The sequence below is a fragment of the Ornithinimicrobium jinqii genome (genome assembly GCF_045032595.1).
Lineage (GTDB): Bacteria > Actinomycetota > Actinomycetes > Actinomycetales > Dermatophilaceae > Ornithinicoccus.
In genome coordinates, this window is sequence record NZ_JBJFZS010000024.1 from 61,018 (window position 1) to 86,422 (window position 25,405).

20 protein-coding genes and 1 pseudogene are annotated in these 25,405 nt (G+C 72.3%); 10 read left to right on the top strand and 11 right to left on the bottom strand.

Features of this window, described 5'->3' with window-relative positions; genetic code table 11:
• The 8 genes from ACI3ET_RS11805 to metH all read left to right on the top strand — a co-directional run bounded on the left by ACI3ET_RS11805 (window position 1) and on the right by metH (window position 10,759).
• Window positions 1-957, top strand: coding sequence for a carbohydrate ABC transporter permease (locus ACI3ET_RS11805; protein WP_405033250.1), 957 nt, complete (start codon window positions 1-3; stop codon window positions 955-957).
• Complete coding sequence (locus ACI3ET_RS11810; protein ID WP_405033252.1) at window positions 957-1,787, top strand: carbohydrate ABC transporter permease; 831 nt, start codon at window positions 957-959, stop codon at window positions 1,785-1,787. Before ACI3ET_RS11805 ends, ACI3ET_RS11810 begins: the two co-directional genes overlap by 1 nt.
• A 199-nt stretch (window positions 1,788-1,986) precedes the next feature.
• Window positions 1,987-3,384 carry a glucoamylase family protein gene (locus ACI3ET_RS11815; protein WP_405033253.1) on the top strand — a complete coding sequence of 466 codons (1,398 nt, stop codon included), beginning with the start codon at window positions 1,987-1,989 and terminating at the stop codon, window positions 3,382-3,384.
• Window positions 3,385-3,388: 4 nt separating this feature from the next.
• Window positions 3,389-5,248 (top strand): glycoside hydrolase family 3 protein, encoded by a 1,860-nt coding sequence (locus tag ACI3ET_RS11820; RefSeq protein WP_405033254.1) that lies wholly within the window; start codon window positions 3,389-3,391, stop codon window positions 5,246-5,248.
• A 10-nt stretch (window positions 5,249-5,258) separates the two neighbouring features.
• A complete protein-coding gene (locus ACI3ET_RS11825; RefSeq protein ID WP_405033255.1) occupies window positions 5,259-6,017 on the top strand; it encodes an alpha/beta fold hydrolase in 759 nt (252 codons plus the stop codon).
• A gap of 11 nt (window positions 6,018-6,028) precedes the next feature.
• Window positions 6,029-6,709: an esterase/lipase family protein gene (locus tag ACI3ET_RS11830; RefSeq protein ID WP_405033256.1), complete on the top strand. Its 681-nt coding sequence runs from the start codon at window positions 6,029-6,031 to the stop codon at window positions 6,707-6,709.
• A 56-nt stretch (window positions 6,710-6,765) separates the two neighbouring features.
• Window positions 6,766-6,963: a hypothetical protein gene (locus ACI3ET_RS11835; protein ID WP_405033257.1), complete on the top strand. Its 198-nt coding sequence runs from the start codon at window positions 6,766-6,768 to the stop codon at window positions 6,961-6,963.
• 61 nt (window positions 6,964-7,024) lie between these two features.
• Window positions 7,025-10,759, top strand: coding sequence for a methionine synthase (gene metH / locus ACI3ET_RS11840; RefSeq protein ID WP_405033258.1), 3,735 nt, complete (start codon window positions 7,025-7,027; stop codon window positions 10,757-10,759).
• A gap of 1 nt (window position 10,760) precedes the next feature.
• Here metH and ACI3ET_RS11845 read toward each other — a convergent pair whose 3' ends face one another.
• The 5 genes from ACI3ET_RS11845 to ACI3ET_RS11865 form a co-directional block, all read right to left on the bottom strand.
• Window positions 10,761-11,549 (bottom strand): DUF5995 family protein, encoded by a 789-nt coding sequence (locus tag ACI3ET_RS11845; RefSeq protein ID WP_405033259.1) that lies wholly within the window; start codon window positions 11,547-11,549, stop codon window positions 10,761-10,763.
• A 39-nt stretch (window positions 11,550-11,588) separates the two neighbouring features.
• Complete coding sequence (locus ACI3ET_RS11850; protein ID WP_405033260.1) at window positions 11,589-13,271, bottom strand: ABC1 kinase family protein; 1,683 nt, start codon at window positions 13,269-13,271, stop codon at window positions 11,589-11,591.
• Window positions 13,272-13,313: 42 nt separating this feature from the next.
• Entirely contained in the window at window positions 13,314-13,874 is a 561-nt protein-coding gene (locus ACI3ET_RS11855) for a PadR family transcriptional regulator (protein WP_405033261.1), read from the bottom strand.
• 51 nt (window positions 13,875-13,925) lie between these two features.
• Window positions 13,926-14,447, bottom strand: a complete 522-nt coding sequence (locus ACI3ET_RS11860; protein WP_405033351.1) for a glycosyltransferase — start codon at window positions 14,445-14,447, stop codon at window positions 13,926-13,928.
• 784 nt (window positions 14,448-15,231) lie between these two features.
• On the bottom strand, window positions 15,232-17,130 hold the full coding sequence (locus tag ACI3ET_RS11865) for a glycosyltransferase family 4 protein (RefSeq protein WP_405033262.1): 1,899 nt from the start codon (window positions 17,128-17,130) through the stop codon (window positions 15,232-15,234).
• 157 nt (window positions 17,131-17,287) lie between these two features.
• On the opposite strand from ACI3ET_RS11865, the gene ACI3ET_RS11870 reads away from it, so the two are divergent.
• Complete coding sequence (locus ACI3ET_RS11870; protein WP_405033263.1) at window positions 17,288-18,064, top strand: methylenetetrahydrofolate reductase; 777 nt, start codon at window positions 17,288-17,290, stop codon at window positions 18,062-18,064.
• A 39-nt stretch (window positions 18,065-18,103) separates the two neighbouring features.
• Here the strand turns inward: ACI3ET_RS11870 and ACI3ET_RS11875 are convergent, their stop codons facing one another.
• From ACI3ET_RS11875 to ACI3ET_RS11900, 6 genes and pseudogenes are all read right to left on the bottom strand, one after another.
• Window positions 18,104-19,114 (bottom strand): magnesium transporter, encoded by a 1,011-nt coding sequence (locus ACI3ET_RS11875; RefSeq protein ID WP_405033264.1) that lies wholly within the window; start codon window positions 19,112-19,114, stop codon window positions 18,104-18,106.
• A 64-nt stretch (window positions 19,115-19,178) separates the two neighbouring features.
• On the bottom strand, window positions 19,179-19,667 hold the full coding sequence (locus ACI3ET_RS11880; protein ID WP_405033352.1) for a nucleoside deaminase: 489 nt from the start codon (window positions 19,665-19,667) through the stop codon (window positions 19,179-19,181).
• 45 nt (window positions 19,668-19,712) lie between these two features.
• Window positions 19,713-20,108 (bottom strand): annotated as a pseudogene (locus ACI3ET_RS11885) (SRPBCC family protein); the annotation flags it as partial.
• A 13-nt stretch (window positions 20,109-20,121) separates the two neighbouring features.
• The gene (locus ACI3ET_RS11890; protein ID WP_405033265.1) at window positions 20,122-21,792 is read right to left on the bottom strand and encodes an ABC-F family ATP-binding cassette domain-containing protein; all 1,671 of its coding nucleotides are present in this window, start codon (window positions 21,790-21,792) and stop codon (window positions 20,122-20,124) included.
• 3 nt (window positions 21,793-21,795) lie between these two features.
• Window positions 21,796-24,402 carry a DEAD/DEAH box helicase gene (locus ACI3ET_RS11895; protein ID WP_405033266.1) on the bottom strand — a complete coding sequence of 869 codons (2,607 nt, stop codon included), beginning with the start codon at window positions 24,400-24,402 and terminating at the stop codon, window positions 21,796-21,798.
• Window positions 24,403-24,464: 62 nt separating this feature from the next.
• The gene (locus ACI3ET_RS11900; RefSeq protein ID WP_405033267.1) at window positions 24,465-24,956 is read right to left on the bottom strand and encodes a Gmad2 immunoglobulin-like domain-containing protein; all 492 of its coding nucleotides are present in this window, start codon (window positions 24,954-24,956) and stop codon (window positions 24,465-24,467) included.
• Between the two features lie 43 nt (window positions 24,957-24,999).
• On the opposite strand from ACI3ET_RS11900, the gene ACI3ET_RS11905 reads away from it, so the two are divergent.
• A complete protein-coding gene (locus tag ACI3ET_RS11905) occupies window positions 25,000-25,404 on the top strand; it encodes a pilus assembly protein CpaE (protein WP_405033268.1) in 405 nt (134 codons plus the stop codon).
• Window position 25,405: the final 1 nt, after the last annotated feature.

Genomic DNA, 25,405 nt, shown 5'->3' on the forward strand with positions numbered 1-25,405 from the left:
ATGAGCGCCCCGACCGCAACACCACCGACACAGGGTCAGGGCGTTCACCCACCCCGGTCCCGCTTCTCCCGCGCACCTGGTGCCAGGCGGGAGGAGCGGGCCGGGTGGATCCTCACCCTGCCTTTCCTGGGACTGTTCCTGATCTTCACCGCCTGGCCGGTCATCCAGTCGGTGTTCTTCTCCTTCACCGACATCCGCAACCGTGACCTCCGCACGCCGTTCTCGGTCGACTTCGTCGGCTTCGACCAGTACCTCAAGGCGTTCTCCGACCCGATCTTCCAGAAGGCCGCGTTCAACACCGCCTACTTCGTCGTCGTCGGCGTGCCCCTCACCCTCACGGTGGCCCTCGCTGCGGCCGTCGCCCTCAACAGCGGGATCAGCCGCTTCCGGGGGATCTTCCGGCTGGGGTTCTACACCCCGGTCATCACCTCGATCGTCGCGGTGGCCGTGGTGTGGCGCTTCCTGCTCCACCCCGACAGCGGCCTGGTCAACACGGCCCTGGCGTGGATCGGCGTCGACGGGCCCAACTGGCTCGGCTCGACGACCTGGGCCATGCCCTCGCTGATCGCGATGGCGACCTGGCGCAACTTCGGCACGGCGATGATCATCTTCCTCGCCGGCCTGCAGTCGGTGCCTGTCCAGCTGCACGAGGCGGCCGCGATCGACGGCGCCAACGCCTGGCAGCGCTTCACGAACGTGACCCTGCCGATCCTGCGACCCACGATCCTGTTCGTCTCGGTCACTACGGCGATCGGCTACCTGCAGTTCTTCGAGGAGCCGTTCGTCATGACCGACGGCGGCCCGCTCAACAGCACGATCTCGGCGTCGATGTACACCTACCAGCAGTTCAGCTTCGGCAACTACGGATACGCCGCGGCGCTGAGCTACCTGATCTTCGTCGTCATCGCGATCGTCACCGCCGTCCAGTTCCGCTTCCTGTCGGAGAGGGACAACTGATGAGCAACGACGGCAGCTTCCGCAAGCGGTGGTGGCTCTACCTCCTGCTCACCATCGCCCTGCTGGTGGTCATCACGCCGTTCGTGTGGATGGTCCTCGGCAGCTTCAAGACCAGCTCCGAGCTGCGCCAGGTCCCCCCGACCTGGTGGCCCGAGAACCCGACGCTGAGCAACTTCCGGCAGCTGTTCAGCCGGTTGTCGTTCGGCACCTACTTCGCCAACTCCACGATCGTCGCGGTCGTGGTGACGGCGGCGAACCTGCTCTTCTGCTCCATGGTCGGCTACGCCCTGGCGATGCTCAACTTCCGCGGCAAGAAGATCATCTTCGGCCTCATCCTGGCGACCCTGATGATCCCCGGCGTGGTCACCTTCGTCCCGCTGTTCGTCCTGGTGGCCAACCTGGGCCTGGTCAACACCCTCCCGGGCCTGTTCCTGCCGTTCCTGGTGGGCCCCTTCGGTGTCTTCCTCATGCGGCAGTTCATCATGGGGCTGCCACGCGACCTGGTCGAGGCGGCTCGCATCGACGGAGCGGGGGAGCTGCGCATCTTCGCGCAGGTCATCCTGCCCCTGCTGACGCCGGCACTGGCCACCCTGGGCATCCTCACCTTCCTTGGCAGCTGGAACAACTTCCTGTGGCCGCTGGTGGTCGCGCAGAGCAACGACACCTACACCCTGCCTGTCGCGCTCGCGCTCTACTCGACGGGTCAGAACCAGACCGAGTACGGCCTGCTCATGGCCGGAGCCACCGTCGTGGTGCTTCCCGTGCTCGTCGTCTTCCTCATCTTCCAGCGTCGGTTCATCCAGGGCATCGCCACGACCGGGATCAAGTGACCCGTCAGCACCACCCTCTCTAGGAGCAGTCATGACGCACGAGCCCGATGCACGCCACCCCCTCAGCCGACGAGCAATCCTCACCGGCGGCCTCGCCGGCGCCGCTTTCGGTCTCTCGCCGGCGGCCGCACACGCCGGTCCAGGACGCCGCCCAGGCAAGCCCCGCCCCCGAAGGGGACGCCCTGACAAGCAGGTCCTCATGCGCTGGGCCCGCGACACCTGGCGCTCGCTGGTGGCGATGACCAGCCCGCGCACCGGCCTGGTCTCCGACAACATCCCCGGTGACCTCTCGACCGCCGGGGTTTACACCTCGCCGACGAACATCGGTGGATACCTGTGGTCGACCATCGTGGCCCGCGACCTGCGGATCATCACCGCCAAGGAGGCCAGCCGCCGGATCCGCCGGACCCTGAAGACCCTGCAGCGCATGGAGCACCACGAGGCGAGCGGGATGTACTTCAACTGGTACGACCCCCGCGACGGCTCGGTCATCTACGAGTGGCCCGGGAGCGGCGACCCGGTCGTGCCCTTCGTCTCCAGCGTCGACGCTGCCTGGCTGGGCGCCGCGTTGCTGGTCGTCCGCAACGCCGACCCGTTCAACAGCGCGGTCGCCGGCGAGATGTTCGACCGGATGCGCTTCGACGTCTTCGCCGACCCGACGTACGAGAAGCAGCCCTACCTCATGTACGGCGGTTTCTACCTGGAAGAGCCGACCCGCCTCATCTCGCCGCCGCCGACGGAGCCGCGGGACCTCATCGGCGAGGGGCGCGACGTCTGGTACACCGCGACCCACCACTACGACACCATCGTCTCCGAGACCCGGGTCACCACCTACCTGGCGATCGCCAAGCAGCAGATCCCGCCGGAGGCCTACTTCCAGGCGTGGCGGACCTTCCCGCCGGAGTGGGACTTCCAGGAGATGACACCGGTCGGTACGTGGCGCACGTACCTGGGCGTCGACGTCTACGAGGGCGCCTACGACTACTACGACCGGCTCACCGTCCCCGGCTGGGGCGGCTCGATGTTCGAGGAGCTCATGCCCAACGTCTTCGTGCCCGAGGAGGACTGGGCGCCGCGGTCGTGGGGCACCAACCATCCGCGGCACGTCGCGGTCCAGCGGCTGCACGGGATGGACGAATACGGCTACTGGGGCTTCTCGCCGGCGAGCGACCCCTACGCCAACTACGCCGAGTGGGGGGTGGACGCGCTGGGGATGAAGCCGGACGGCTACTTCTCCGACGTCGAGCACACCGACTACCACTGGCTGCACAACCCGCACCCCGACTACGGCAACGGTGTGGTGACGCCCCACGCGTCCTTCCTGGCGATGATGCACGAACCGACGCAGGCGACGGCCAACCTACAGCGGATCGAAGCCGACTTCGATGCCTACGGTCCGGGCGGGTTCTACGACGCGATCGCCACCCAGACCGGCGTCGTGGCCCAGCGGTACCTGTCGCTGGACCAGGCAATGATCATGGGGGCGCTCGGCAACGTCATGGCGAACGACAACATGCGGCGCTACTTCACCGCCGGCGAGGTCACCGCCCACGTCAAGCCGGTGATCGCCCCCGAGGTCTTCGGTCCGGAGGACTGAGCTTGTGAGTGCGAGCTTCTCGACGGGCGCGGACGGGGTGCGCTACCGCGACCTCAACCGCAACGGCCGCCTCGACCCGTTCGAAGATCCTCGGCTCGAGCCGGAGGAGCGGGTCGCCGACCTGCTCCTCCGGCTGAGCCTGGAGGAGAAGGTCGGCCTGCTCTTCCACACCGTCATCGAGTGCGGACCCGGCGGCGCCGTGCTGGAGGGGCCGGGTGCGATCTGCAAGAGCGGCACCCGGCAGGTTGTGCTCGGCAAGCACATCACCCACTTCAACGTGCACGCCCTGGGCACGCCCACCGAGGCGGCCCGGTGGCACAACGCGGTGCAGGAGCTCGCCGAGGACGCACCGCACGGCATACCCATGACGATCTCCACGGACCCGCGGCACGGGTTCAGCGAGAACGCTGGCGCCGGCTTCGCCGCCGGCGCCTTCTCGCAGTGGCCCGAGCCGCTGGGGATCGGCGCCCTGCGGGACCCGGCGACCGCCCACAGGTATGCCGAGGTCGTGCGCCGCGAGTACGTCGCCGTGGGCATCCGGGCCGCTCTGCACCCGACGCTCGACCTGGCCACGGAGCCCCGGTGGGCGCGCCAGCAGCACACCTTCGGCCAGGACCCGCACGTGGTGGCCGAGCTGGGCCTGGCCTTCCTGCGGGGGCTGCAGGGTGCCCGGCTCGGACCCGGCTCCGTCGCCTGCACCGCCAAGCACTTCCCCGGCGGCGGCCCCCAGAAGGACGGCGAGGACGCACACTTCCCCTACGGACGTGAGCAGGTCTACCCCGCGGGCCGCTTCGGCGACCACCTGGAGCCGTTCCGGGACGCGGTCGACGCGGGCGTCGCGGCGGTGATGCCCTACTACGGCATGCCGGTCGGGCTGGAGCTCAACGGTGAACCGGTGCCCGCGGTGGGCTTCGGCTTCAACCGGACGGTGCTGCAGGGGCTGCTGCGGGACGAGCTGGGATACGACGGTGTCGTGCTGTCGGACTGGGAGCTGATCAACGACAACCACGTCGGCAACCAGGTGCTGCCGGCACGGGCGTGGGGCGTCGAGCACCTGGACCCCCACGCCCGGATGCAGCTGATGCTCGAGGCCGGCTGCGACCAGTTCGGTGGCGAGGAGTGCGTGGAGGTCCTCATCGACCTGGTCGCGCAGGGCAGGGTGGGTGAGGACCGCGTCGACGAGTCTGCGGGTCGGTTGCTGCTGGTCAAGTTCCAGCTCGGGCTCTTCGACGACCCCTACGTCGACGAGGCGGCTGCGGCGGAGGTCGTGGGGTGCGAGGAGTTCGTGGCTGCCGGCCTCGCGGCCCAGGCCGAGTCGGTCACCGTCCTGCACGATCCACGCGGGTTGCTGCCGCTGGACGACGGTCCTCGACGCATCTACGTCGAGGGGATGTCCGCCGGTGAGGCATCGGCGCTCGGAACGGTCGTGGACCGCCCGGAGGACGCAGATCTCGCGCTCGTGCGCATCCAGGCACCCTTCGAGCCGCGCTCCGACCTCTTCCTCGAGGCGTGGTTCCGCGCGGGGTCGCTCGAGTTCCCGCCGGGGCTGCCGGTCAGGCTGGCCCGGGTCCGGGCGGCGTGCCCGCTCATCGTGGACGTCACCCTGGACCGCCCGGCCGTGCTCGGGCCGGTCATGGACGTGGCCGACGTCGTGGTCGCGAGCTACGGCACGAGTGGACCCGCTCTCGTGCGGGCGCTCCAGGGCGCCAGCCGTGGCCGTCTCCCCTTCGACCTGCCCCGGTCGATGGCAGACGTGCGAGCCCACGCACCGGACCGACCCGGCCTCGACGACCCCCTCCTGGCGTGCGGGTACCGGTGGGACCCCGCGATCGTCGCGACCGGGTCACGTCGCCAGGAGACGTAGTCTTCACGGCATGCAACCGGAAGAGACCACCGAGTTCGAGCACGCCGTCGGCACCTCGGTCGTCCGCAGGCTCGGTGAGGAGTCCGGCAACCAGTTCCTGCTCGTGCACGGGCTCGGCGCCGGCTCGCGCTACTGGTCCCCGCTGGCGGCGGTCCTCGCGCGCACCGGCGGGGTCCACGTGCTCGAGCTGCCCGGCTTCGGCGACGCGCCCCGCCCGCCCGCCCCGTTGCCCGTCGAGGCGCTGGCCGCTGCCGTCACCGGGTATGCCCGGTCCCGTGAGCTGGACCGTCCCGTGCTGGTGGGCCACTCGATGGGCTCGCAGATCGTCGTGGAGGCCGCCCTCCAGGACCCCGAGAGCTTCTCGGCGGTCGTGGCGATGGGGCCGGTGGTCGACCCCACGGCACGTACGGCGAGGCAGCAGGGCCTGCGGCTGCTCACCGACCTCTTCCTCGAGACACCGGCTGCGAACTGGGCGGCCCTGCGCGACTACGCCCGGACCGGTCCCCGGTGGTACCTCGCCAGCCTCCCCCACATGCTCGCGTACCGGACGGAGGAGGCGGTGCGGCGGCTCGGTACCCCCCTCCTGGTCCTGCGTGGCGCACGCGACCCGATCGCCACGCGACGCTGGGTCGCTCAGCTGGGCGCGGAGGCACCTGCGGCTCGCACGGCGGAGGTCCCCGGGGCCGCCCACGTCGTGATGTTCACCCGCCCGGAGGAGGTGGCGAGGGAGATCCTGGCCCACGCCGAGGACTCCGTCGTCCGGAGCTGACGGTGAGGCGCGTGACGCGGCTCCCCCGCCGCGGACTCCTGTGGCTGCTCGACTACACCTACGTCGCCTGGTGGCAGGCGCACGGCCTGCTCTTCCGCTCCGACGAGACGGCCTACCTCGACCCCGACGCCGGCGGGCAGCCGGTCGTGCTGCTCCCGGGCATCTACGAGCGCTGGCAGTTCATGCGACCGGTCGCCGACCTGCTGCACGACCGCGGCCATCCCGTGCACGTGGTCGCCCGCCTGCGCTGGAACACCTCGCCGGTCGACGCGAGCGCCCAGCTCGTGGCCGACTACCTCGAGGAGCACGACCTGCGCGGGGTGCTGCTCGTCGCGCACAGCAAGGGCGGGCTGATCGGCAAGTCCGTGATGCTGCACGAGGAGGCGGGCCGCCGGGTCGACCGGATGGTCGCGATCGCCACCCCCTTCTCCGGCTCCGTCTACGCGCGCCTCTTCCTCCTGCCCGCCGTCCGTGCCCTCTCCCCCCGCGACCGGACGCTGCGCAGCCTGGCCGAGCAGCTGGAGGTGAACAGCCGCATCACCTCGATCTGGGGCGCTTTCGACCCGCACATCCCCGGGGGGAGCCATCTCGAGGGGGCGACCAACGTGCGGCTGCGCACATCCGGCCACTTCCGCATCCTGGGCCGGCCCGAGCTGCTGGACGCGGTGGCCAGGGCGACACCGACGCGCTGAGAAGTGCCCGGCCCCGAGGGGTTGCCTCCCGGTCGATGCGCTGGGATGCTCGGCAGATGGCAGACCCGCAGGAGGACCACGGCCCGGACGAATGCCCCCGCTGTCAGAAGAGGACGCTGCTCAGGGCCGTCCTCGACGAGGCGCGCGCCATCGTGGCAGGAGAGCCGGAGCGTCACGAGCACGTCGAGTTCAGGGTGTGCCCCGTGTGCGGCTGGAACAACCTGCCCGAGCGCTGGGAGCAGAGCCACCGCTGAGACGACGGTGGTGGATTCTTCGGAATTTCGGCCCTGCCGTGGCGGCACCTAAAGTGGATGGGTGCCGCCATCCTCCGTCCAGACCGACGCTCGCCCCGACCCGCACCCGCTGCGCGAGACGGCGAGCCGCAGAATCCTCGTCCTCGACGGCGGCTACGGGTCGATGCTGCAGCAGGTCGAGCTGGTCGAGGCCGACTTCCACGGGGACGGACCGCAGTGGTCGGCGCACGCCGGCACCGCGCTCAAGGGCAACTTCGACCTCCTGGGGCTGACGCGTCCCGACGTCATCGGCGAGGTCCACCGCGCCTACCTGCGGGCCGGCGCCGACATCCTCACCACCAACACCTTCAGCGCCACCTCGATCGCCCAGGCCGACTACGGCACCCAGGGGCTGGTGCACGACATCAACGTCGCCGCCGCGCGCGTCGCCCGGCAGGTCGCCGACGAGGTGCAGGCCGAGGACGGCCGGCCGCGGTGGGTCGCCGGCTCCCTCGGCCCCACCAACCGGACCGCGTCCCTGTCCCCCGACGTCGAGCGCCCCGAGTTCCGCGCCATCAGCTACGACCAGCTGCGGCAGGCGTATGCCGAGCAGGTCGCCGCGCTCCTCGTGGGGGGTGTCGACCTGCTCCTGGTCGAGACCGTCTTCGACACCCTCAACGCCAAGGCCGCGCTGCACGCGATCGCGGACGTGCAGGCCGAGCGCGTCACCTCCGGCGCCGCCGACGGCCCGGTGCCCGTCATGCTGTCCGGCACCATCACGGACGCCTCCGGCCGCACCCTGTCCGGACAGACCCCGGAGGCTTTCGCCGTCTCCACCGAGCACGTCGACCTGTTCTCCGTCGGGCTCAACTGCGCCCTCGGTGCCGAGGCGATGCGCCCGCACCTGCGCGATATCGCCCACGCCACCGCGGCCCTCACCTCGGTCCACCCCAACGCAGGCCTGCCCAACGCCTTCGGCGGCTACGACGACACGCCCGAGGAGATGGCCGAGGTCCTCGGGTCGATGGCCGGCGAGGGGCTGCTCAACATCGTCGGCGGCTGCTGCGGCACCACCCCCGACCACATCCGCGCCATCGCGCAGGCCGTGGCGGACGCGGCACCACGCACCCCGGCGGGCGTCACGCCCTACCTGCGCACCTCGGGCCTGGAGGCCTTCACCCTCACCCCCGAGGTCAACTTCGTCAACGTCGGCGAGCGGACCAACATCACCGGGAGCCCGAAGTTCGCCCGCCACGTCAAGGAGGGTGACTGGGACGCCGCGGTGGCGGTCGCGCGGCAGCAGGTCGAGGCCGGCGCGCAGCTTCTCGACGTCAACGTGGACGAGGGGATGCTCGACGGTCCGGCGACGATGACGCACTTCCTCAACCTGCTGGCCGGTGAGCCTGACGTCGCCCGGGTGCCGGTGATGATCGACTCCTCGCGATGGGAGGTGCTGGAGGCGGGGCTGCGCTGCATCCAGGGCAAGGGCGTGGTCAACTCCATCTCCCTCAAGGACGGGGAGGAGGAGTTCCTGCGACGGGCGGGGATCGTGCGCAGGTACGGCGCCGCCGTGGTCGTCATGGCCTTCGACGAGCAGGGGCAGGCCGACAACCTCGCACGGCGGATCGCGGTGTGCGAGCGAGCCTTCCGGCTCCTGACGACGCCCAGCACGGCCCTGCCGGAACCGTTCCCGGCCCACGACATCATCTTCGACCCCAACGTGCTGACGGTCGCGACGGGGATGAGCGAGCACGACCGCTACGCCCTGGACTTCGTCGAGGCGACCCGCTGGATCAAGGAGAACCTGCCCGGTGCCCTGGTCTCCGGCGGCATCTCCAACGTCTCGTTCTCCTTCCGCGGCAACAACGTCGTGCGCGAGGCGATGCACTCGGTCTTCCTCTACCACGCCATCCGCGCCGGCCTCGACATGGGCATCGTCAACGCCGGGATGCTCGGGGTCTACGAGGACATCGACCCGACGCTGCGCGAGCACGTCGAGGACGTCATCCTGGCCCGCCGCGAGGACGCGACCGAGCGGCTGATCGAGCTGGCCGAGAAGATCAAGGCCGACGACGACCCCACCGCTGGCGGGGAGGCCCGGGCCGCAAGCGCCGCGGCCAAGCTGGCCTGGCGCGAGGCCGACGTCACCGAGCGGCTGCGCCACGCGCTCGTCCACGGCATCGACACCTTCGTCGTCGAGGACGCCGAAGAGGCCTACCAGCAGCTCGGCTCCGGCCTGCAGGTCATCGAGGGCCCGCTCATGGCCGGCATGGACGTCGTCGGCGACCTCTTCGGCGAGGGCAAGATGTTCCTGCCCCAGGTCGTGAAGTCGGCGCGCGTCATGAAGAAGGCCGTCGCCCACCTCACGCCCTACCTCGAGGCGGCGGCCGCCGAGACCGGCGTCCGCAGCAAGGGCCGGGTCGTGATGGCCACGGTGAAGGGCGACGTCCACGACATCGGCAAGAACATCGTCGGGGTCGTGCTGGGCTGCAACGGGTACGAGGTCACGGACCTGGGTGTGATGGTGCCGGCGGAGAAGATCCTGGCCGCGGCGGACGAGATCGGCGCGGACGTCGTCGGCGTCTCCGGCCTGATCACGCCGAGCCTGGACGAGATGGTCTCGCTGGCGGCCGAGATGCAGCGCCGCGGTCTGACCACGCCGCTGCTCATCGGGGGGGCGACCACCTCGGCGGCGCACACCGCCGTCAAGATCGACCCTGCCTACGAGGGCACCGTCGTGCACGTCGTCGACGCCTCCCGCGCCGTCGGCGTGGTCGCGGACGCGATCAACCACGAGGGGAAGCTGCGCGACCGCGTGGCGCTCACCTACGCCGAGCTGCGCGAGCGGCACGGCAGCAAGAAGGTGACGCTCGTGCCGCTGGACGCCGCGCGGGAGAGCACCCGCGCCGTCAGCGACCCGGTGCCGGTCGCCCCCAGCCTCGTCGGCACCCAGGTGGTGGAGCCGACGCTGGCCGAGCTGGTCGAGATCGTCGACTGGACGCCGTTCTTCACCGCCTGGGAACTGCGCGGCTCCTACCCTCGCATCCTCGAGGACCCCAAGGTCGGGGAGCAGGCGCGCGCCACCTGGGCCGACGGGCAGCGGTGGCTGCAGCGGATCCTCGACGAGGACCTGCTGCACGCGCGGGGCGTCGTCGGCCTGTGGCCGGCCCGTCGCGACGGCGACGACATCGTCCTGGACGTCCGGGGCGCCGACGGCGAGGGGGGCCCCGTCGTGCTGCACACCCTGCGGCAGCAGCGGGAGCGCACCCAGGGCGGGTATGCCGCGCTCGCGGACCTGGTCGCGCCCGAGGGCGACCACGCCGGTGCCTTCGCGGTGTCGATCCACGGCGCGGAGGAGCTGGCGGCGCGGCTGCGGGCCGAGCACGACGACTACGGCGCGATCATGGTGCAGGTGCTGGCCGACCGGCTGGCCGAGGCGTTCGCCGAGTGGCTGCACCGGCAGGTGCGGACCGACCTGTGGGGCTACGCCGCCGACGAGGACGTGCCGCTGGAGGAGCTGGTCAAGGAGCGCTACCAGGGCATCCGACCCGCCCCCGGCTACCCCGCCCAGCCGGACCACACCGAGAAGTTCACGCTGTGGCGGCTGCTCGACGCGGAGGACGCCGCGGGGATGACCCTGACCGAGCACGGGGCGATGAGCCCCAACAGCGCGGTGTCCGGGCTCCTCATCGGCCACGAGGAGTCGAAGTACTTCGCGGTCGGCCAGATCGGGCACGACCAGGTGCAGGACTACGCCCGCCGCAAGGGGTGGAGCGTCGAGGAGGCCGAGCGCTGGCTGGGGCCGCTGCTGCGCTGAGTCAGACCGGCTCGGCGACCTGCACCAGGAGCGTGCGACCGGCCAAGCCGACCGTGCGGCTCAGGGTGGTGCGGAACTCCTCCTGCAGAACGGGGCTGCCGCGCAGCGCCCACATCACCTCGCTGTTGACCCACGCGGCGTCTCGCGCCCGGCCCACGCTCCACGACCCGACGAGCGTGAGCAGCGGCGTGAGCTCACGGTCCACCTCCAGGGCCAGGCCGGCGAGGAAGGACTGGCGCACCTGCTCGTGCACCTCGCCGAGCAGGTCGCTGACCTTGTCGTAGTCGGACCGGACCCTCCGCGTGGTGGGGTCCAGCCCCAGCTGTCGGCAGGCGGTGACCATGGCCACGGGCAGGTCGTGGTTGATGTGCGCGTTCATGCCCGCCACGGCGAACTGGATCGGCGCCAGCGGCAGACGCCGGCTGGCGAAGACCGGCTCCCAGCACTGGGGCAGGACCAGGCCCACGCGGTCACCGCGCACCGTGTCGAGGTAGAGGTGGGCGAAGACGACGTCCAGCCGTCGCATGAACTCGTCGTTGCTGAAGTACCCCTCGTGCAGACGCTGGTCGACGAGCTCGGTGACCTGGAGGTACATCCGGTTGAAGTGCCAGATGCCGTCGGCGTGGTCCAGCTCGGCGTCGAGCTCGCGGAGGGCGGCGACCACGGCGGGGACGTCGGGCAGCTGGTGGCCAGGTGCAGGCTCCCGGCGACGGGTGGGCACGGAGGGAAGGCGCAGGCGCGGGATGCGCAGCGTCGTACGCACCGAGTCGAGGAGGTCGAGGAGTCCCATGGGTGATTCGACCACCACTCAGGGGTGGACGGCAACGGGTCAGGGGCCGCGGCGCAGGCCGCTGCCGAGCGCCCAGGCCAGCGGCAGCACGGACAGGCCCATCAGCAGACGCCCCACCCCCGGGTCGGACGCCGTGAGCACGGCGCCGGCCACGAGCAGGGCGGCGAACACCAGCACCCCGTTCGCGCGCGCCACGGACCGCTCCAGCCGACGCACCTGCGCCGACAGGGTCGGGGTCGCCACCGTGAGCTGCCCCCGCTCGGCCAGCGTGAGGACGCGGTCGGCCCGGCGGGGCAGGACGAGCGCGAGGCGTCCCAGCGCCATGGCCTCCGTCAGGACGGTCTGAGGCAGGTTCTGCCGCTCCTCCTCGAGCAGCTGGGTGGCATAGGGCGTGACGGTGCCCCAGATGTCGAACTCCGGGTCCACCCCCGTGCAGATGCCCGACAGGATGCCCATCGACCGCCCCAGCAGCAGCAGGTTCTCCGGCACCTGGAACGGCAGCTCGAGCAGCAGCTCCCGGAACTGCAGGCCGAAGCGGACCAGCTCCTCGGGGTCGATCTTCTGCAGCTCGTCCATGCGCAGGCCGCCGAAGCGCTCGAAGACCTGCTCGGTAGCGGCCTCGATCGACGCCAGGTCGGCGGTGGGCAGCAGCACGTCGAGCCGCTTGAGCCCCCCCACCATGCGGGCGCCGTCGCGCAGGCCGGCCGCGATGAGCAGGTCGCGCAGGCCGGCGCGGAGGTCGTCCGGCACGTGGCCGACCATGCCGAAGTCGATGAACGTCAGGGTCCAGCCGGGTTCGCCGGGCGCGGCGTCCGGGCGAGGGGTGACGAAGAGGTTGCCCGGGTGCGGGTCGGCGTGGAAGAAGCCGTCGGTGAAGATCTGCTGCAAAAAGGTGTCCGCCAGCACCCGCGCAACCTCGGCGCGGTCGATGCCGGCGGCGGTGATCGCGTCGTGGTCGCCCAGCTTGATGGCCGAGACGTCCTGGAGGGTCAGCACGCGGCGCCCGCTCAGCTCCCACACGACGCGGGGCACGCCGACGCGCGGGTCGTCGGCGAAGTTGGCCGCGAAGGTCTCGGCGTTGGCCCCCTCGGCGAGGTAGTCGACCTCCTGCAGCGTGGTGGTCGCGAACTCCTCCAGCAGGGCCCGCACGTCGGCCCGGTCACGGATGGGGCGGTAGCGCTCCAGCCAGCCGCCGACGCGGCGCAGCGCCGCGAGGTCGACCTCGATGACCTGCTGGATGTGCGGGCGCTGCACCTTCACCACGACGTCGGCGAAGCCCTGCTCGGCGGCGTCCGCTGGGCGCAGCCGCGCACGGTGCACCTGGCCCAGCGACGCCGCCGCGAGCGGTGTCTCGTCGAACCAGGCGAAGTGCTCGCCCAGGGGCAGGACCAGCTCGGACTCGGCGACCGCACGGACGGCCGCGAGGTCCTCGGGGGGCACCTCGTCCTGGAGCCCGGACAGCTCCCTGGTGATCTCCGGCGGCAGCACGTCCAGCCGGGCCGACAGGAACTGGCCGACCTTGATCATCAGGCCGCCCATCGACACGGCGAGCGCGCGGAACCGGACGGCCGTGCGTCGCCCGCGCTCCGCGCGCGTGCGGGCCGCGAACCGGCCGAGGCCGAGGCGCCGCAGCACGATCTCCCACCAGATGAACGCCGCCGTCACCCGCCCGAAGAAGAACACGATGCGCCAGTACCGAGCGCGCAGGTCTGAGGGCTTCATCCGTCCTCCGGACGCGGTGGGTGGCGGGGTGGACGCGGGACGTCAGTCCTCGGCGAGGACGGCGTAGAGGTGCTTGCGTGCGTCGTTCAGCACGTCCACGGCCGAGGACACCTGCTGCGGCGAGCCCGTCCTGCCGACCTGGAACACCGCCTGGATCAACCGTCCCGCAGCCTGGTGGTAGCCGGTGCGGCCCGAGGGCGTGTCGGCCGCCTCGTCCCAGGGGGCGCGGCGGCCCGCGAGCTGGGCGGCGGCGTCCACGCCGGCCTCGGTGAGCCGGTAGACCTTCTTGCCACCGGCGGCCTCGGCGACGACGAGGCCCTCGTCGGCCAGCAGCTGCAGGGTCGGGTAGACAGATCCGGCAGACGGGCTCCACGTGCCTGCGCTGCGCTCCGCGAGCTCGCCGATGATCTGGTACCCGTGCATCTGCTCCTCCGCCAGGAGGCGCAGGATGGCGGTCCGCACGTCGCCGCGGCGGGCGCGCTGGGCGGGCTGGCCCATCAGGCCCTGGAACTGCTGGGCCATGCCGAGGAAGGGTCTGAAGCCCTGCCGGCCCCAGACGGCTTCGCTCTCCGTGTCGTGATGCGCGTCGTTGTGCGGGTGCATGACGTTCTCCCTCTCCCAGATCGGAGCGACATATCGCTATCTATCGGAAAGTTACCACCCGTTCGGATCGGTCCTGGTGGCCGACCGGGCCGAACAGCTGGCGCGGGCGCGCCGGGCACCTGGGGTGGCGGTGAGGCCCTCGGACAGCCGCGCGAGCCGCGCGGCGGCGGCGGGGGCGAGGTCGAGCAGACGGACGGCCGCGGCCCGCAGCTCGTCAGGGGTGGCCGCGTTGGGGTCGAGCGCCTCGCCGAGCCCGGCGTCCTCGAGCGCGGCGGCGCCGGCGAACTGGTCGGTCGACAGCGGCAGGAGCAGGAGGGGGACGCCGGCCGTCAGCGCCTCGGTGACGCTGTTGTTGCCTCCGTGGGACACCGTCAGCGCGGCGGAGCCGAGCAGGGTGACCTGCGGGAGCACGTCGCGGACCAGCCAGGACCCCGGGACCGGGCCCAGTGCGGCCCGGGGGGTGGAGCCGCTGGCGAGGGCGACGCGCACGTCCAGGCCGCGGAGCGACTCGGCGACGCGGGCCAGGACGTCGGAGCGCACCGAGAGGAAGCTGCCGAGGCTCACGTAGACCATCGGCGCGCCGCCGCGGCCGAGCCAGGCGTCGACCTCGGCGTCCGGGCCCTCGGAGCGGACCGCTGAGCCGAGGAAGGCGTGCCGGCCCAGCAGGGCGGTGCGCTCCTGCGGGTGCAGCTCACCGGGGTAGTTCAGGAGCAGGACGTCACCGGTCTCGGCGAAGGCGTCCGAGCTGGCGGGGGCACCCGGGTCCAGGACGTCCAGGGCCGCGTTCCACTGTGCGGTGAACGTGTCGCGCACCCGCTCGCACCGCCGGCGCAGGTCGTCGAGGGCATCCTGCTCCGGCTGGAGCCGGCGCGGCCAGGCGGGCGGGTAGCCGTAGACCTCGTCGCCCACGGTCAGGGCCGAGGGGTGGCCCAGGACCACGTCAGCGTGCCGGACGCCCGTGCCGGACAGCGCCAGCCGGGCGCTGAAGGCGAGGTGGTCGACGACGACGTGGTCGGGTCGTACCCGTTCGACGACCCGCTGCACCGCGCGTGCGACGCCGAGGGGGTCCCACAGCAGGTCGTCGCCGCGGGCGTCCGCCTGGAACGCGAGGGTCTCGACGGCTCCGCGCCGGGTGGCGTCGAAGAACCCCCGCAGGGCCTCGTCCTCGCCGCGGGGCTGGTCTTCCGCACGGATGACCCCGGGGTTGGAGCCGCGGCCCAGCTGGAGGTGCTCGCGCTCGAACCCGAAGCGGCGGACGATCGCGTCCGTCGCGGGACCGGTGGCGACGACGACCCGTTCGCCGGCCTCGGCCCAGGCACCGCCCAGCGTCGCGAGCGGGAACAGGTGGGAGGCGTAGTCAGGACTGATGACCAGAAGGGTCACGGGAGACCTCCGCGTAGAGGGCGGCGAGGGAGGAGGCCATCGTGGCGACGCTGAACCGTTCGGCCACGAGGGCACGGGCGTGATCGGCGCGCACGGCTGCGTCCGGGGCTGCTGCCAGCTCGAGGGCGGACGCGACGGCGCCGGCCAGGGCCGTCGGGGAGGTCGTGTCGACGAGCAGGCCGGTCACCCCCTGCTCGACGTAGGTCGCCGGCCCGCCCTCGCGGGGGGCGACCACGACGAGCCCGGACGCCATCGCCTCGAGGATGGCGATGCCGAACTCCTCCTTGAGGCTGGCCGACACGTAGACCCCTCCCTGCGCGCTGAGACCTGGCCGCCCGTGACGGACCGCGGCCAGCCAGGTGGCGACGGTCCCGTTCGGCCGGTGGCCGGCGAGCAGCAGGCCGCGGGACGCGGCCTCCGCCCGAGGCACGGCCGTGTCGATGCGCGCGAGCTGCTCGGCCTCGTCGTCGGTGGGGTGGACGAGGTCGCCGCCGACGACGAGCAGGTTGCAGCGCTCGGCCCAGACGGCGTCGGACGCCCACGCCTCCACCAGCGTCGCCATCCCCTTCACGCGGTGCAGGCGGCCGACCGTGACGGCGAGCGGCAGCCCGCGGCGTCCGGGTGGCAGGGTCGCAAGAAGGGCGTCGAGGGCAGCCAGGGCGGCTGCGGCCGCGGGGCGTACCGCCGCGCCGCGGGCTGCGTCCAGCACCTCGCCGGCGGCGCGGTCGAGCGGGGCGAGGTCGATGCCCTCGGGCACGACGCTGAGGGGGCGGGTGTCGGCGACCGGGTCGAGGTGCAGCAGGTCGCGGAGGTCGCGGTCGAGGTCCGGTCGCGGGAGGACGACCAGGTGCGCAGCCTGCTCGGCGAGGTCGCGCAGGAGCCGGACCCGGAAGACGAGGTGCTCGTCGTGGTCCGCCGCGCCGAACGTGGCGCGGGTGAGGGTGCCGGTCGCCTCGCGCGCGGCGATGAGGGCGTGCGGGTCGGGGGCGAGGGTCAGCACCGTGGGGATGCCGAGCTCGCGTGCCACCTCGGCGGCGGCCCACGAGCCGACGTCGGCCATGCGCAGGTGCAGGACGTCGACGGGTCCGGCGGCGCGGAGGACGCGACGCAGCCCCCGACGTGCGGGGACGCGCAGGGGCCAGGTGTCCGCGGCGTGCCGGACCGGTCCGGGCAACGGGACGCCGAGGTAGTGGTGACCGGGGGCCAGGGGGTCGTCCGGTGCTCTCTCCCCGTCGTGGCTGCGCGAGAGGGTCAGCACCCGGGAGGTCCGAGGGTCCGCCAGGAGCGCGTCACCGAGCTGGACCAGCAGCGTCGCGATGCCGCCGGTGTCCCCCTGACCGGCGTGCAGCAGGCTGCCGTCGATGTCGGCGTGGAGGAAGAGCTGCGCCACCGTGACGCCGGGAGCGCCGAGCTCCGCGGCGTCGGGGCGAGCGGGTGGGGGGTCGGCCCCGGCGAGGGTCTCGGGACCGGACAGCCCCCACGCCTCGAGGGTCACCTCGGCCAGCGTGCCGGAGAAACCTCCGGCTTCGGCGATCGCGGAGAGCGTCGCGACGGCGGCAGGCAGCCGGGAGCTCAGGCGGAGGGCCCACGCGGCGTGCTCGCGGAGGTACGGGACGGGTGAGGTCAGCAGCGGCACCACCAGGGCGGACGCCGTGGCCGCTCCCCCGGCGGCGGCCGCGTGCACGGCGGCGACCGCGACGAGCTGGTCGGTGTCGTCGACGACGGCCGCCCGGAGTGCCGGCTGGGCGGCGTCCCCGTCCTGGCGCGCCGCGTCGACCACGACGTCGAGCAGCTCGAGCCCGGCGAGCAGGGAGGGTGCGTGCCGGACCGCGTCCAGCGCGTCCTGCGTGCGTGCCGCGCGGAGGGGTCTCACGTACGCATGCTAATGGCCGTGCCCCACCTCGGTGCTGGTGCTGGTGCTGCGCCGGGCACGCTGCACGAAGCGCGGCGCCGGGGGTGGCTCGCCGCAGGGGCGTCGGCGTGGACGGCGATTTCCCGACCCGAGCCGAACCTTGGGACACTGGGCGACGATGACCACCTCCCAGACCCGCATCTCCGTCGAGCTCGTGCCGCGCGCCTCCGCGTCGGTCGCCGAAGAGGCTCGCGCCGTGGCGCGGCACCTCCCGAGCGTCGACACCATCAACGTGCCCGACCTGCTCAAGTTCGACCTGCGCAGCTGGGACGCGTGCGGCGCCGTGCGCGACGCGGGCACCCGGGCCGACGGCACCGCATACCGGACGATCCCGCACATCCGCGCGGCGGACGTCGACCCCGATTCGCCCATCCACATGGCCGGGGCGCTGGCGGAGCACGGGGTCGAGGAGGTGCTCATCGTCTCCGGCGACGACGCCGACTACTTCAGCCACCACACCTACCCGGTGGACGCGGTCGACGTCATCCGTCGCTTCCGCGCCGAGCTGCCGCACCTGCGGATCTACGCGGGGCTGGACCCGTACCGGCAGGGGATCGCGCAGGAGATGCGCTACCTGGAGCGCAAGCTGTCGGCCGGGGCGACGGGGATCTTCACCCAGCCGTTCTTCGACACCGCGCACATGCGCACCTGGGCGGGCATCCTGCCCGACGACCTGCCGGTGTGGTGGGGGGCCACGACCGTGACCTCCCCGGGCGCGATCGGCTACTGGCGGCGTCGCAACATGGTCGCCTTCCCGACGGACTTCGAGCCGACGCTGGACTGGCAGCGACGGTTCGCGCGGCGGGCGATCGACCTGGCGCAGGAGCTCGGGCAGCACATCTACCTGATGCCGGTGCGGACCTCCGCGGTGGAGTACCTCGACGGTCTGCTCTGAGCTGCATCCTCGGGCCGGACGAGGCGGCCTGAACCCTCCTCACATCATCACGGCCGCCGCAACCGCGAAGTAGATCACCAGCGACAGCAGGTCCTGGAGCACGGTCGCCAGCGGGCCCGAGCCGAAGGCCGGGTCGCGACCGGCCGCCGACATCGCCCAGGGCAGGGTCATCGCGATCACGGTCGCCACGGCGCAGGCCGCCAGCAGCGCGAGCGCGACCGTCGCGCCGAGCGCCCACGACCCCATCACCAGAGCGACCACCGGCAGGGCGACGAGCCCCATGGCGAGCCCGATGAGGAGTCCGGTCAACGACTCGATGCCCACGACCCGACGGACCGTGACGCCGACCGACAGCCCTCGGATGACCAGCGCCTCGGTCTGGGTGCCGACGGCGTCGGCCATGTAGACGATGCCGGGGATGAAGAAGGCCAGCCGCACGTCGGCCTGCAGGTCCGCCTCGAAGCTCTTCACCAGGACGGCGGCCAGCGCCGACCCGACGAGCCCGATGAGGAGCCACGGCAGCCGGTGCCACAGCCGTGCCCCCACCGGCTCGTCCATGGCGTGGCGGGCCGACTCCGAGGAGCTGAGGAAACCTCCCAGCCGCGCGAGGTCCTCGTCGTGCTCGGCCAGCAGGACCGAGAGCAGGCGGTTGGGCGGCACGAGGCCCCGGAACCGACCCTCGGCGTCGACGACCGCGAGGCTGGACTCACCGTGCCGGGCGGCCTTCCAGGCGCCCCGCTCCTGGCTGTCCCCGGGTGCCACGACCGGCGGGTCCTGGTCCATGAGGTCGCCCGCGCGGGCGCCGGGATCCGCCGCCAGCACCCTCGTCAGCGGGATCAGCCCCACCAGGCGCGGGGTGCCGTCCGGGTTCGTCGTGCACACGGCGACGTCCGACGCCGACGCGAAGGAGGCGCCCAGGAGGGAGCGGCTGAGCTCACCCGCCGTCGTGTCCGGCGCGCACAGCGGGACCTCGCGCACGAGGTGGTTGTCGATCGAGCCCGGCAGCAAGGGGGGTGACTGCACGGGCAGCGGTGCCGGTGTGGTGCTCACGCGGCCAGTCTGGCACCACGTCCCCGGGTGGGGACGGGACCTCTGCGTGTCCCGACGGTCCGCGCTAGCGACCCGACCGGCGAGCGCGCCGGTGGAGGGCACGCACGGCCCCGGCCAGCTCGGGGACGGGCCCGTCGACCACCGCCCCGGGCACGACGACCGAGACGGGCAGTGGCGCGACCGGACCAGGGGGGACACCAAGCTCTGCCAGCCAGCCGGTGAGCTGCTCGGTCGAGGTGGCGACCACGATCCTCCCGAGCCCCACCCAGCCGTGGGCCGCCGCGCACATCGGACAGTGCTCGCCGGAGGTGTAGACCGTGGCGGCCCGACGCTGACCGGGTGTCAGGTGCTCCGCCGCCCAGCGTGCGATCGCGAGCTCGGGGTGCTGCGTGCGGTCGCCGGCGGCCACGTGGTTGTGGTCCTCGAGGAGCACGGCGCCGTCCGCACCGACCAGCAGCGACCCGAACGGCTCATCGCCCAGGTCGACGGCGCGCTCGGCGAGCTCGACGCACCGGCGCAGGTGCCGCAGGTCGTTCTCGGTGACGGAGCGCACCGGCCCCTGCCCGGCACCAGGAGGTGCTGCGCCCAGCCGCGCGAGGTTGCCCAGGACGAACTCCCAGCCGGCACGGTAGTCGCTGTCCCCCTGACGCGTCGGACCCCCGGTGTGCGTGACTGTGACCAGGGTGCCACCCGGCTCCTCCGACAGGTCCACGACGACCTCGTCACGGGGCGGGTCGGCGACCTCCCCCTCCCAGAACCAGGTCATCGCCAGCCGTCGCGGAGAGTCCACGACCAGGAACGTCCCGTGCACACCGACGTCGTGCTCCGGGTCGTGGGCGCGGTAGAAACCGCCGACCCGCGCGGCCACGTCATACCTCGTGGCGGGCCAGTGCGGCCACCACCACCGCGCCCACCCCTCGGCGGTCGTCCACGCCCACCAGACCTCGCCGACGGGGAGCGGCACCAGCTGGGTCAGCACGAGGGGAACGTCCACGGCCCGAGGCTACTCAGCCCTCGGTCAGGCGACCGTCGTCCATGGTCCACCGACGGGTGGCCCGCACCTGCTCCAGCATCCGCCGGTCGTGCGTCACCAGCAGGAGCGTGCCGCCGAAGGAGTCCACGGCCTGCTCGAGCTGCTCGATCGCCGGCAGGTCGAGGTGGTTGGTGGGCTCGTCGAGGACGAGCAGGTTGACCCCCCGGGCCTGCAGCAGCACGAGGGCGGCCCGGGTCCGCTCCCCCGGCGAGAGCGACGACGCCGGCCTGGTCGAGTGGGCGCCGCCGAGGCCGAACTTCGCCAGCAGCGTGCGCACGTCCGCCTCCGACCAGTCCGGCACCAGTTGCCCGAACGTCCGCGGCAGCGGGTCGGGCTCGTCGAACAGCGCCCGCGCCTGGTCGACCTCCCCGACGGCGACCGAGGCCCCGAGCGACGCACGGCCCTCGTCCGGCTCGACCCGACCCAGCAGCAGGGACAGCAGCGTCGACTTGCCGGAGCCGTTCGCGCCCGTGACGACGATGCGGTCGCCCGCGTTGACCTGCGCCGTCACCGGCCCGAGGGTGAACCCGCCCCGCCGCACCACCGCACCGTCGAGGGTGGCGACGACGGACCCGGAACGGGGCGCCGACGCGATCGACATGCTGAGCCGCCACTCCTTGCGTGGCTCCTCCACGACGTCCAGCCGCTCGATCGCCCGCTCGGACTGGCTGACCTTGGACGCCTGCTTCTCCGAGCGGGCCACCGCCCTGGCGATGATGTTCTTGTCGTTGTCGCGGGCCTTCTTGCGGGCGTTGCGCACGCCCTTGTCGGTCCACTGCTTCTGCGTCTGCATGCGGTCCTTGAGCGAGCCGAGCGTGTCGGCATACTGCTCGAAGTCCTCGCGGGCCCGCGTCCGCGCCCGTTCCCGCTCGGCGAGGAAGGACTCGTAGCCGCCGTCGTAGACCGTCACCTGCTGCTGCGCGAGGTCGAGCTCGACGATGCCGGTGACGCAGCGGGCGAGGAACTCACGGTCGTGGCTGACGATGACCATCGGCGCGCGCGACTGGCGCACCACCTGCTCGAGCCGCTCCAGGCCCGGCAGGTCGAGGTCGTTCGTGGGCTCGTCGAGCAGCAGCACGTCATACCTCTGCAGGAGCAGCGCGAGCAGCCCCACCCGCGCGGCCTCGCCCCCGGAGAGGGTGGCCATCGCGGCGTCGAGCGGCACGCGCAGCCCCAGGTCCGCGGCAGCGGCCGGGACCCGCTCGTCGAGGTCTCCCCCGCCGAGCGCCAGCCAGCGGTCCAGCGCCGCGGCGTAGGTGTCGGCCAGGCTCGGCGCGCCGCCGCGGGCGACGGTCGGGTCCTCGACCGTGGCCATCGCCTCGGCCGCCGCGTCCATCGCGGCGGTCGCGTCGGCGACGCCGGTCCGGCGGTGCAGGTAGGTCAGGACGTCCTCGCCCGCCCGCCGCTCGGGTTCCTGGTCGAGGAGACCGACGGTGGCGTGGGGCGGGGACAGGACGGTGCGCCCGGTGGTCTCGGCGCTGCCCCGCCGGCCGGCGAGCGCCGCGAGGAGGGTGGACTTGCCGGCCCCGTTCGCACCGACGAGGCCCCACACGTCGCCGGGGGCGACGGTGAGGCTGAGGTCGGAGAAGAGCTGCCGCGCCCCGTGGGCGGCGCCGAATCCGTGCACGTGGAGCGTGGCGGTCACGCGCTACAGCCGCCGCATCGCGGTCGCGAGCAGCACCGGCTCCCCCACGAGGTCCGAGGCGTCGAGGTCGCACTCGGTCTCGATCACCCAGTCCTTGTCCCCCTCGGGGTCGAGGAGGGTCTGGACCACACGCCATACCCGACCGGGGCTGCCGTCGGTGATCGCCGACCGCTCCCCCGGCAGCGGCTCGACGAGGAGCATCGAGGGGCCGCGGGCGTCGGCGTCGAGCACGACGTGACCGTGCTCGTCGTAGAAGGCCTCGAGCGCGTCGTCCCAGTCGGACCGGCTCATGAGCGGCTCGATCGCCGGCTCGGGCAGCGCCGCCACCTGCGCCTCGAGCTCGCCGAGCGCCTGCCAGGAGTCCTCGGCCACGAGCTCGACGCGCCGCCAGGCCGCGTTGCGGACCATGACGCGGAAGGCGCGCTCGTTGGAGGTGATCGGCCGGGCCGGCAGCACGGGCGCACCGGAGGCCGCGCGCTCGGCCGCGGCGGCCACCAGCTCGGGGTCGCTCAGCGCCTCCCACTCCTCCAGCAGCGAGGAGTCGGTCTGCCTGATCGTCTCCCCCAGCCAGTGGATGAGGTCGTCGAGCTCCTCGGTCACCGCGTGCGAGGGCACGGTCTGACGCAGCGTCCGGTAGGCGTCGGTGAGGTAGCGCAGCAGGACGCCCTCGGAGCGGGAGAGCTGGTAGAACCCGACGAACTCGGTGAAGCTCATCGCCCGCTCCCACATGTCGCGCACGACCGACTTCGGCGACAGCGCGTCCTCGCGCACCCACGGGTGGGTCTGGCGGTAGATCGACAGCGTGCCCTCCAGCAGCTCGGCGAGCGGCCGCGGCCAGGTGACGTCCTCGAGCAGCGCCATCCGCTCGTCGTACTCGATGCCGTCGGCCTTCATCTGCCCGACCGCCTCACCCTTGGCCTTGTAGCGCTGCGCGACCAGCACCGGCATCGGGTCGTCCAGGACGGACTCGACCACCGAGAGCACGTCGAGGGCGTATGACGTGTCGTCCTTGGCGAACAGGTCCACCGCGGCGAGGGCGAAGGGGGCGAGGGGCTGGTTGAGCGCGAAGTTCTCCTGCACGCCGGGGGCCAGGTCGAGGGTGCGGCCGTCGGCCCCCGGGGTCTCGCGGCGCACGAGGATGCCGCTGTCGAGCATCGAGCGGCCCAGGGCGATCGCCTTCAGGCAGAGGCGGGCCTGCGCGCGCGGCTGCTCGTGGTTGTCGCGGAGCAGCCGCGCGAGGTTGGTCACCGGGTCGCCGGCGCGGGCGACCGTGTTGAGGATGATCGAGTGGTCGACCTTCATCCGGGAGACCAGCGGCTCCGGCGCCGCCCCGACGAGCTTGTCGAAGGTCTCCTCGGTCCAGGAGACGAACCCGTCCGGCGGCTTCTTCTTCTGGATCTTGCGCTGCTTCTTGGGGTCGTCGCCGGCCCTGGCCACCGCCTTGGCGTTCTCGATCAGGTGCTCGGGAGCCTGCACCACGACATACCCCACGGTGTCGAAGCCCGCCCGCCCGGCGCGCCCCGCGATCTGGTGGAACTCCCGGGCGCGCAGGATCCGCGAGCGCGACCCGTCGTACTTCGCCAGCCCGGTGAACAGCACCGTGCGGATGGGGACGTTGATGCCCACGCCCAGGGTGTCGGTGCCGCAGATGACCTTGAGGAGGCCGTCCTGGGCCAGCTGCTCCACCAGCCGGCGGTAGCGCGGCAGCATCCCCGCGTGGTGCACGCCGACACCGTGCCGGACCAGCTTGGACAGCGTCCGCCCGAAGCCGGCGGTGAACCGGAACGCCCCGATCTTGTCGCGGACCGCCTCCTTCTCCTCCTTGGTCAGCAGCTGGACCGACATCAGCGCCTGCGCCCGCTCGATGGCGTCCCTCTGCGTGAAGTGCACGACGTAGACGGGCGCCTGGCGTTCCTGGAGCAGCTCGGTGACGGTGTCGGGCACCTGGGTCATCGCCCAGCTGAAGTGCAGCGGCACGGGTCGTTCCACGCCGGTGATCTGCGCGGTCTCGCGACCGGTGCGGGTGGTGAGGTCCTCGACGATCTCGCCGATGTCGCCGAGCGTGGCCGACATGAGCACGAACTGCGCGTGCGGCAGGGTGAGCAGCGGCACCTGCCAGGCCCAGCCGCGGTCGGGCTCGGCGTAGTAGTGGAACTCGTCCATGACGACCAGCCCGATGTCGGCGCCCTCGCCCTCGCGCAGGGCGATGTTGGCGAGCACCTCGGCCGTGCAGACGATGATCGGCGCGTCGGCGTTGACCGCGGCGTCCCCGGTGAGCATGCCGACGTTCTCGGCGCCGAAGACGCGGCACAGGTCGAAGAACTTCTCGCTGACCAGCGCCTTGATCGGGGCGGTGTAGAACGACACCCGGTCGGTCGCCAGGCCCAGGAGGTGCGCCGCTGTCGCCACGAGGGACTTGCCGCTGCCCGTCGGGGTGGACAGGACCACGTTGCTGCCGGCGAGCAGGTGGAGCACCGCCTCGTCCTGGTGCGGGTAGAGGGGGGTGCCGCGCTCGGCCGCCCACGTGGAGAAGACCTCGTAGAGGGCGTCGGGGTCGCTCGCGGCGGCCCCGGGCGGGATGAGGTCGGTGAGGGTGCGGTCGGTGAGCATCCGCTCCATTGTCGGGCATGCCGAGCGCGGGGGTCGCCGCCCCTCCTGGCGACCCCCGACGCTCAGCCGGCCCGCGGGACCCGGACGACGTCGCCCGGGTGGATCAGGTTGGGGTTGGTGATGATCGGGTTGGCGGCGACCAGCCGGTGGTAGAGGTTGCCGTTGCCGTAGTGCCGCTGGGCGATGGCCCACAGGCTCTCCCCCGGGGCCACGACGTGCTCGAGGTAGGTGGTGTAGCCGGGCACGATCAGCGGCGCGACGATGACCGGCACGACCTGGCGGTCGAGCTCGGAGCCGTCGCGGGCAGAGGTGTGGAAGACCTCGACGAAGGCCACGGTGTGCGTGAAGGCTGCGCCGGAGATGTCGACGGCGACCTGGAACTGACCGTGGCCGCCGATCCCGTCGCCCGCCATGAAGTGGCCGAGGACCTCGTCGTGCCCCTCGGTGACACGCACGCTGTAGGACGCCTCGAAGGCGCCGCCGGCCGTGCCGGCGATCTGCACGCTGCTGCCGACGAGGTCGTAGGGCTGCGGTTGCTGGACCTGGATGCTCATGACTGTGCAGAGCGACGAGAGGCCCGACAGATACCGTGGCCCTATGATCTCTGTCGATCTCGCGCGTCGGTTGCTCGACGCCGGCCTGATCTGGAGCCCGATGCCCGGCGACCGGTTCGTGGTCGACCGGCCGGGGCTGGGGCACGACGTCTTCTACCTGGCCGACATGACGGTGGAGGTGCACGACTTCGTCGGGGGCTCGGTCATCGGGTTCAACGGGGTGACCGAGTGGGCGCTCGACTCCGTGGACCTCGAGGAGACGCTGTGGCTCCCGCGGGAGGACCAGCTGCGCGCGGTCCTGGGCCTGGACTTCGTGGGCCTGGGGGTGGGCGAGCAGGGGTATGCCGTGGTCGCGCTGGTCGGCGGGACCACGCACACGTTCGCCCACCGGGACGCCGAGGAGGCCTACGGCCTGGCGTCGCTCGAGGTGCTGCTCTTCCGATCGTGAG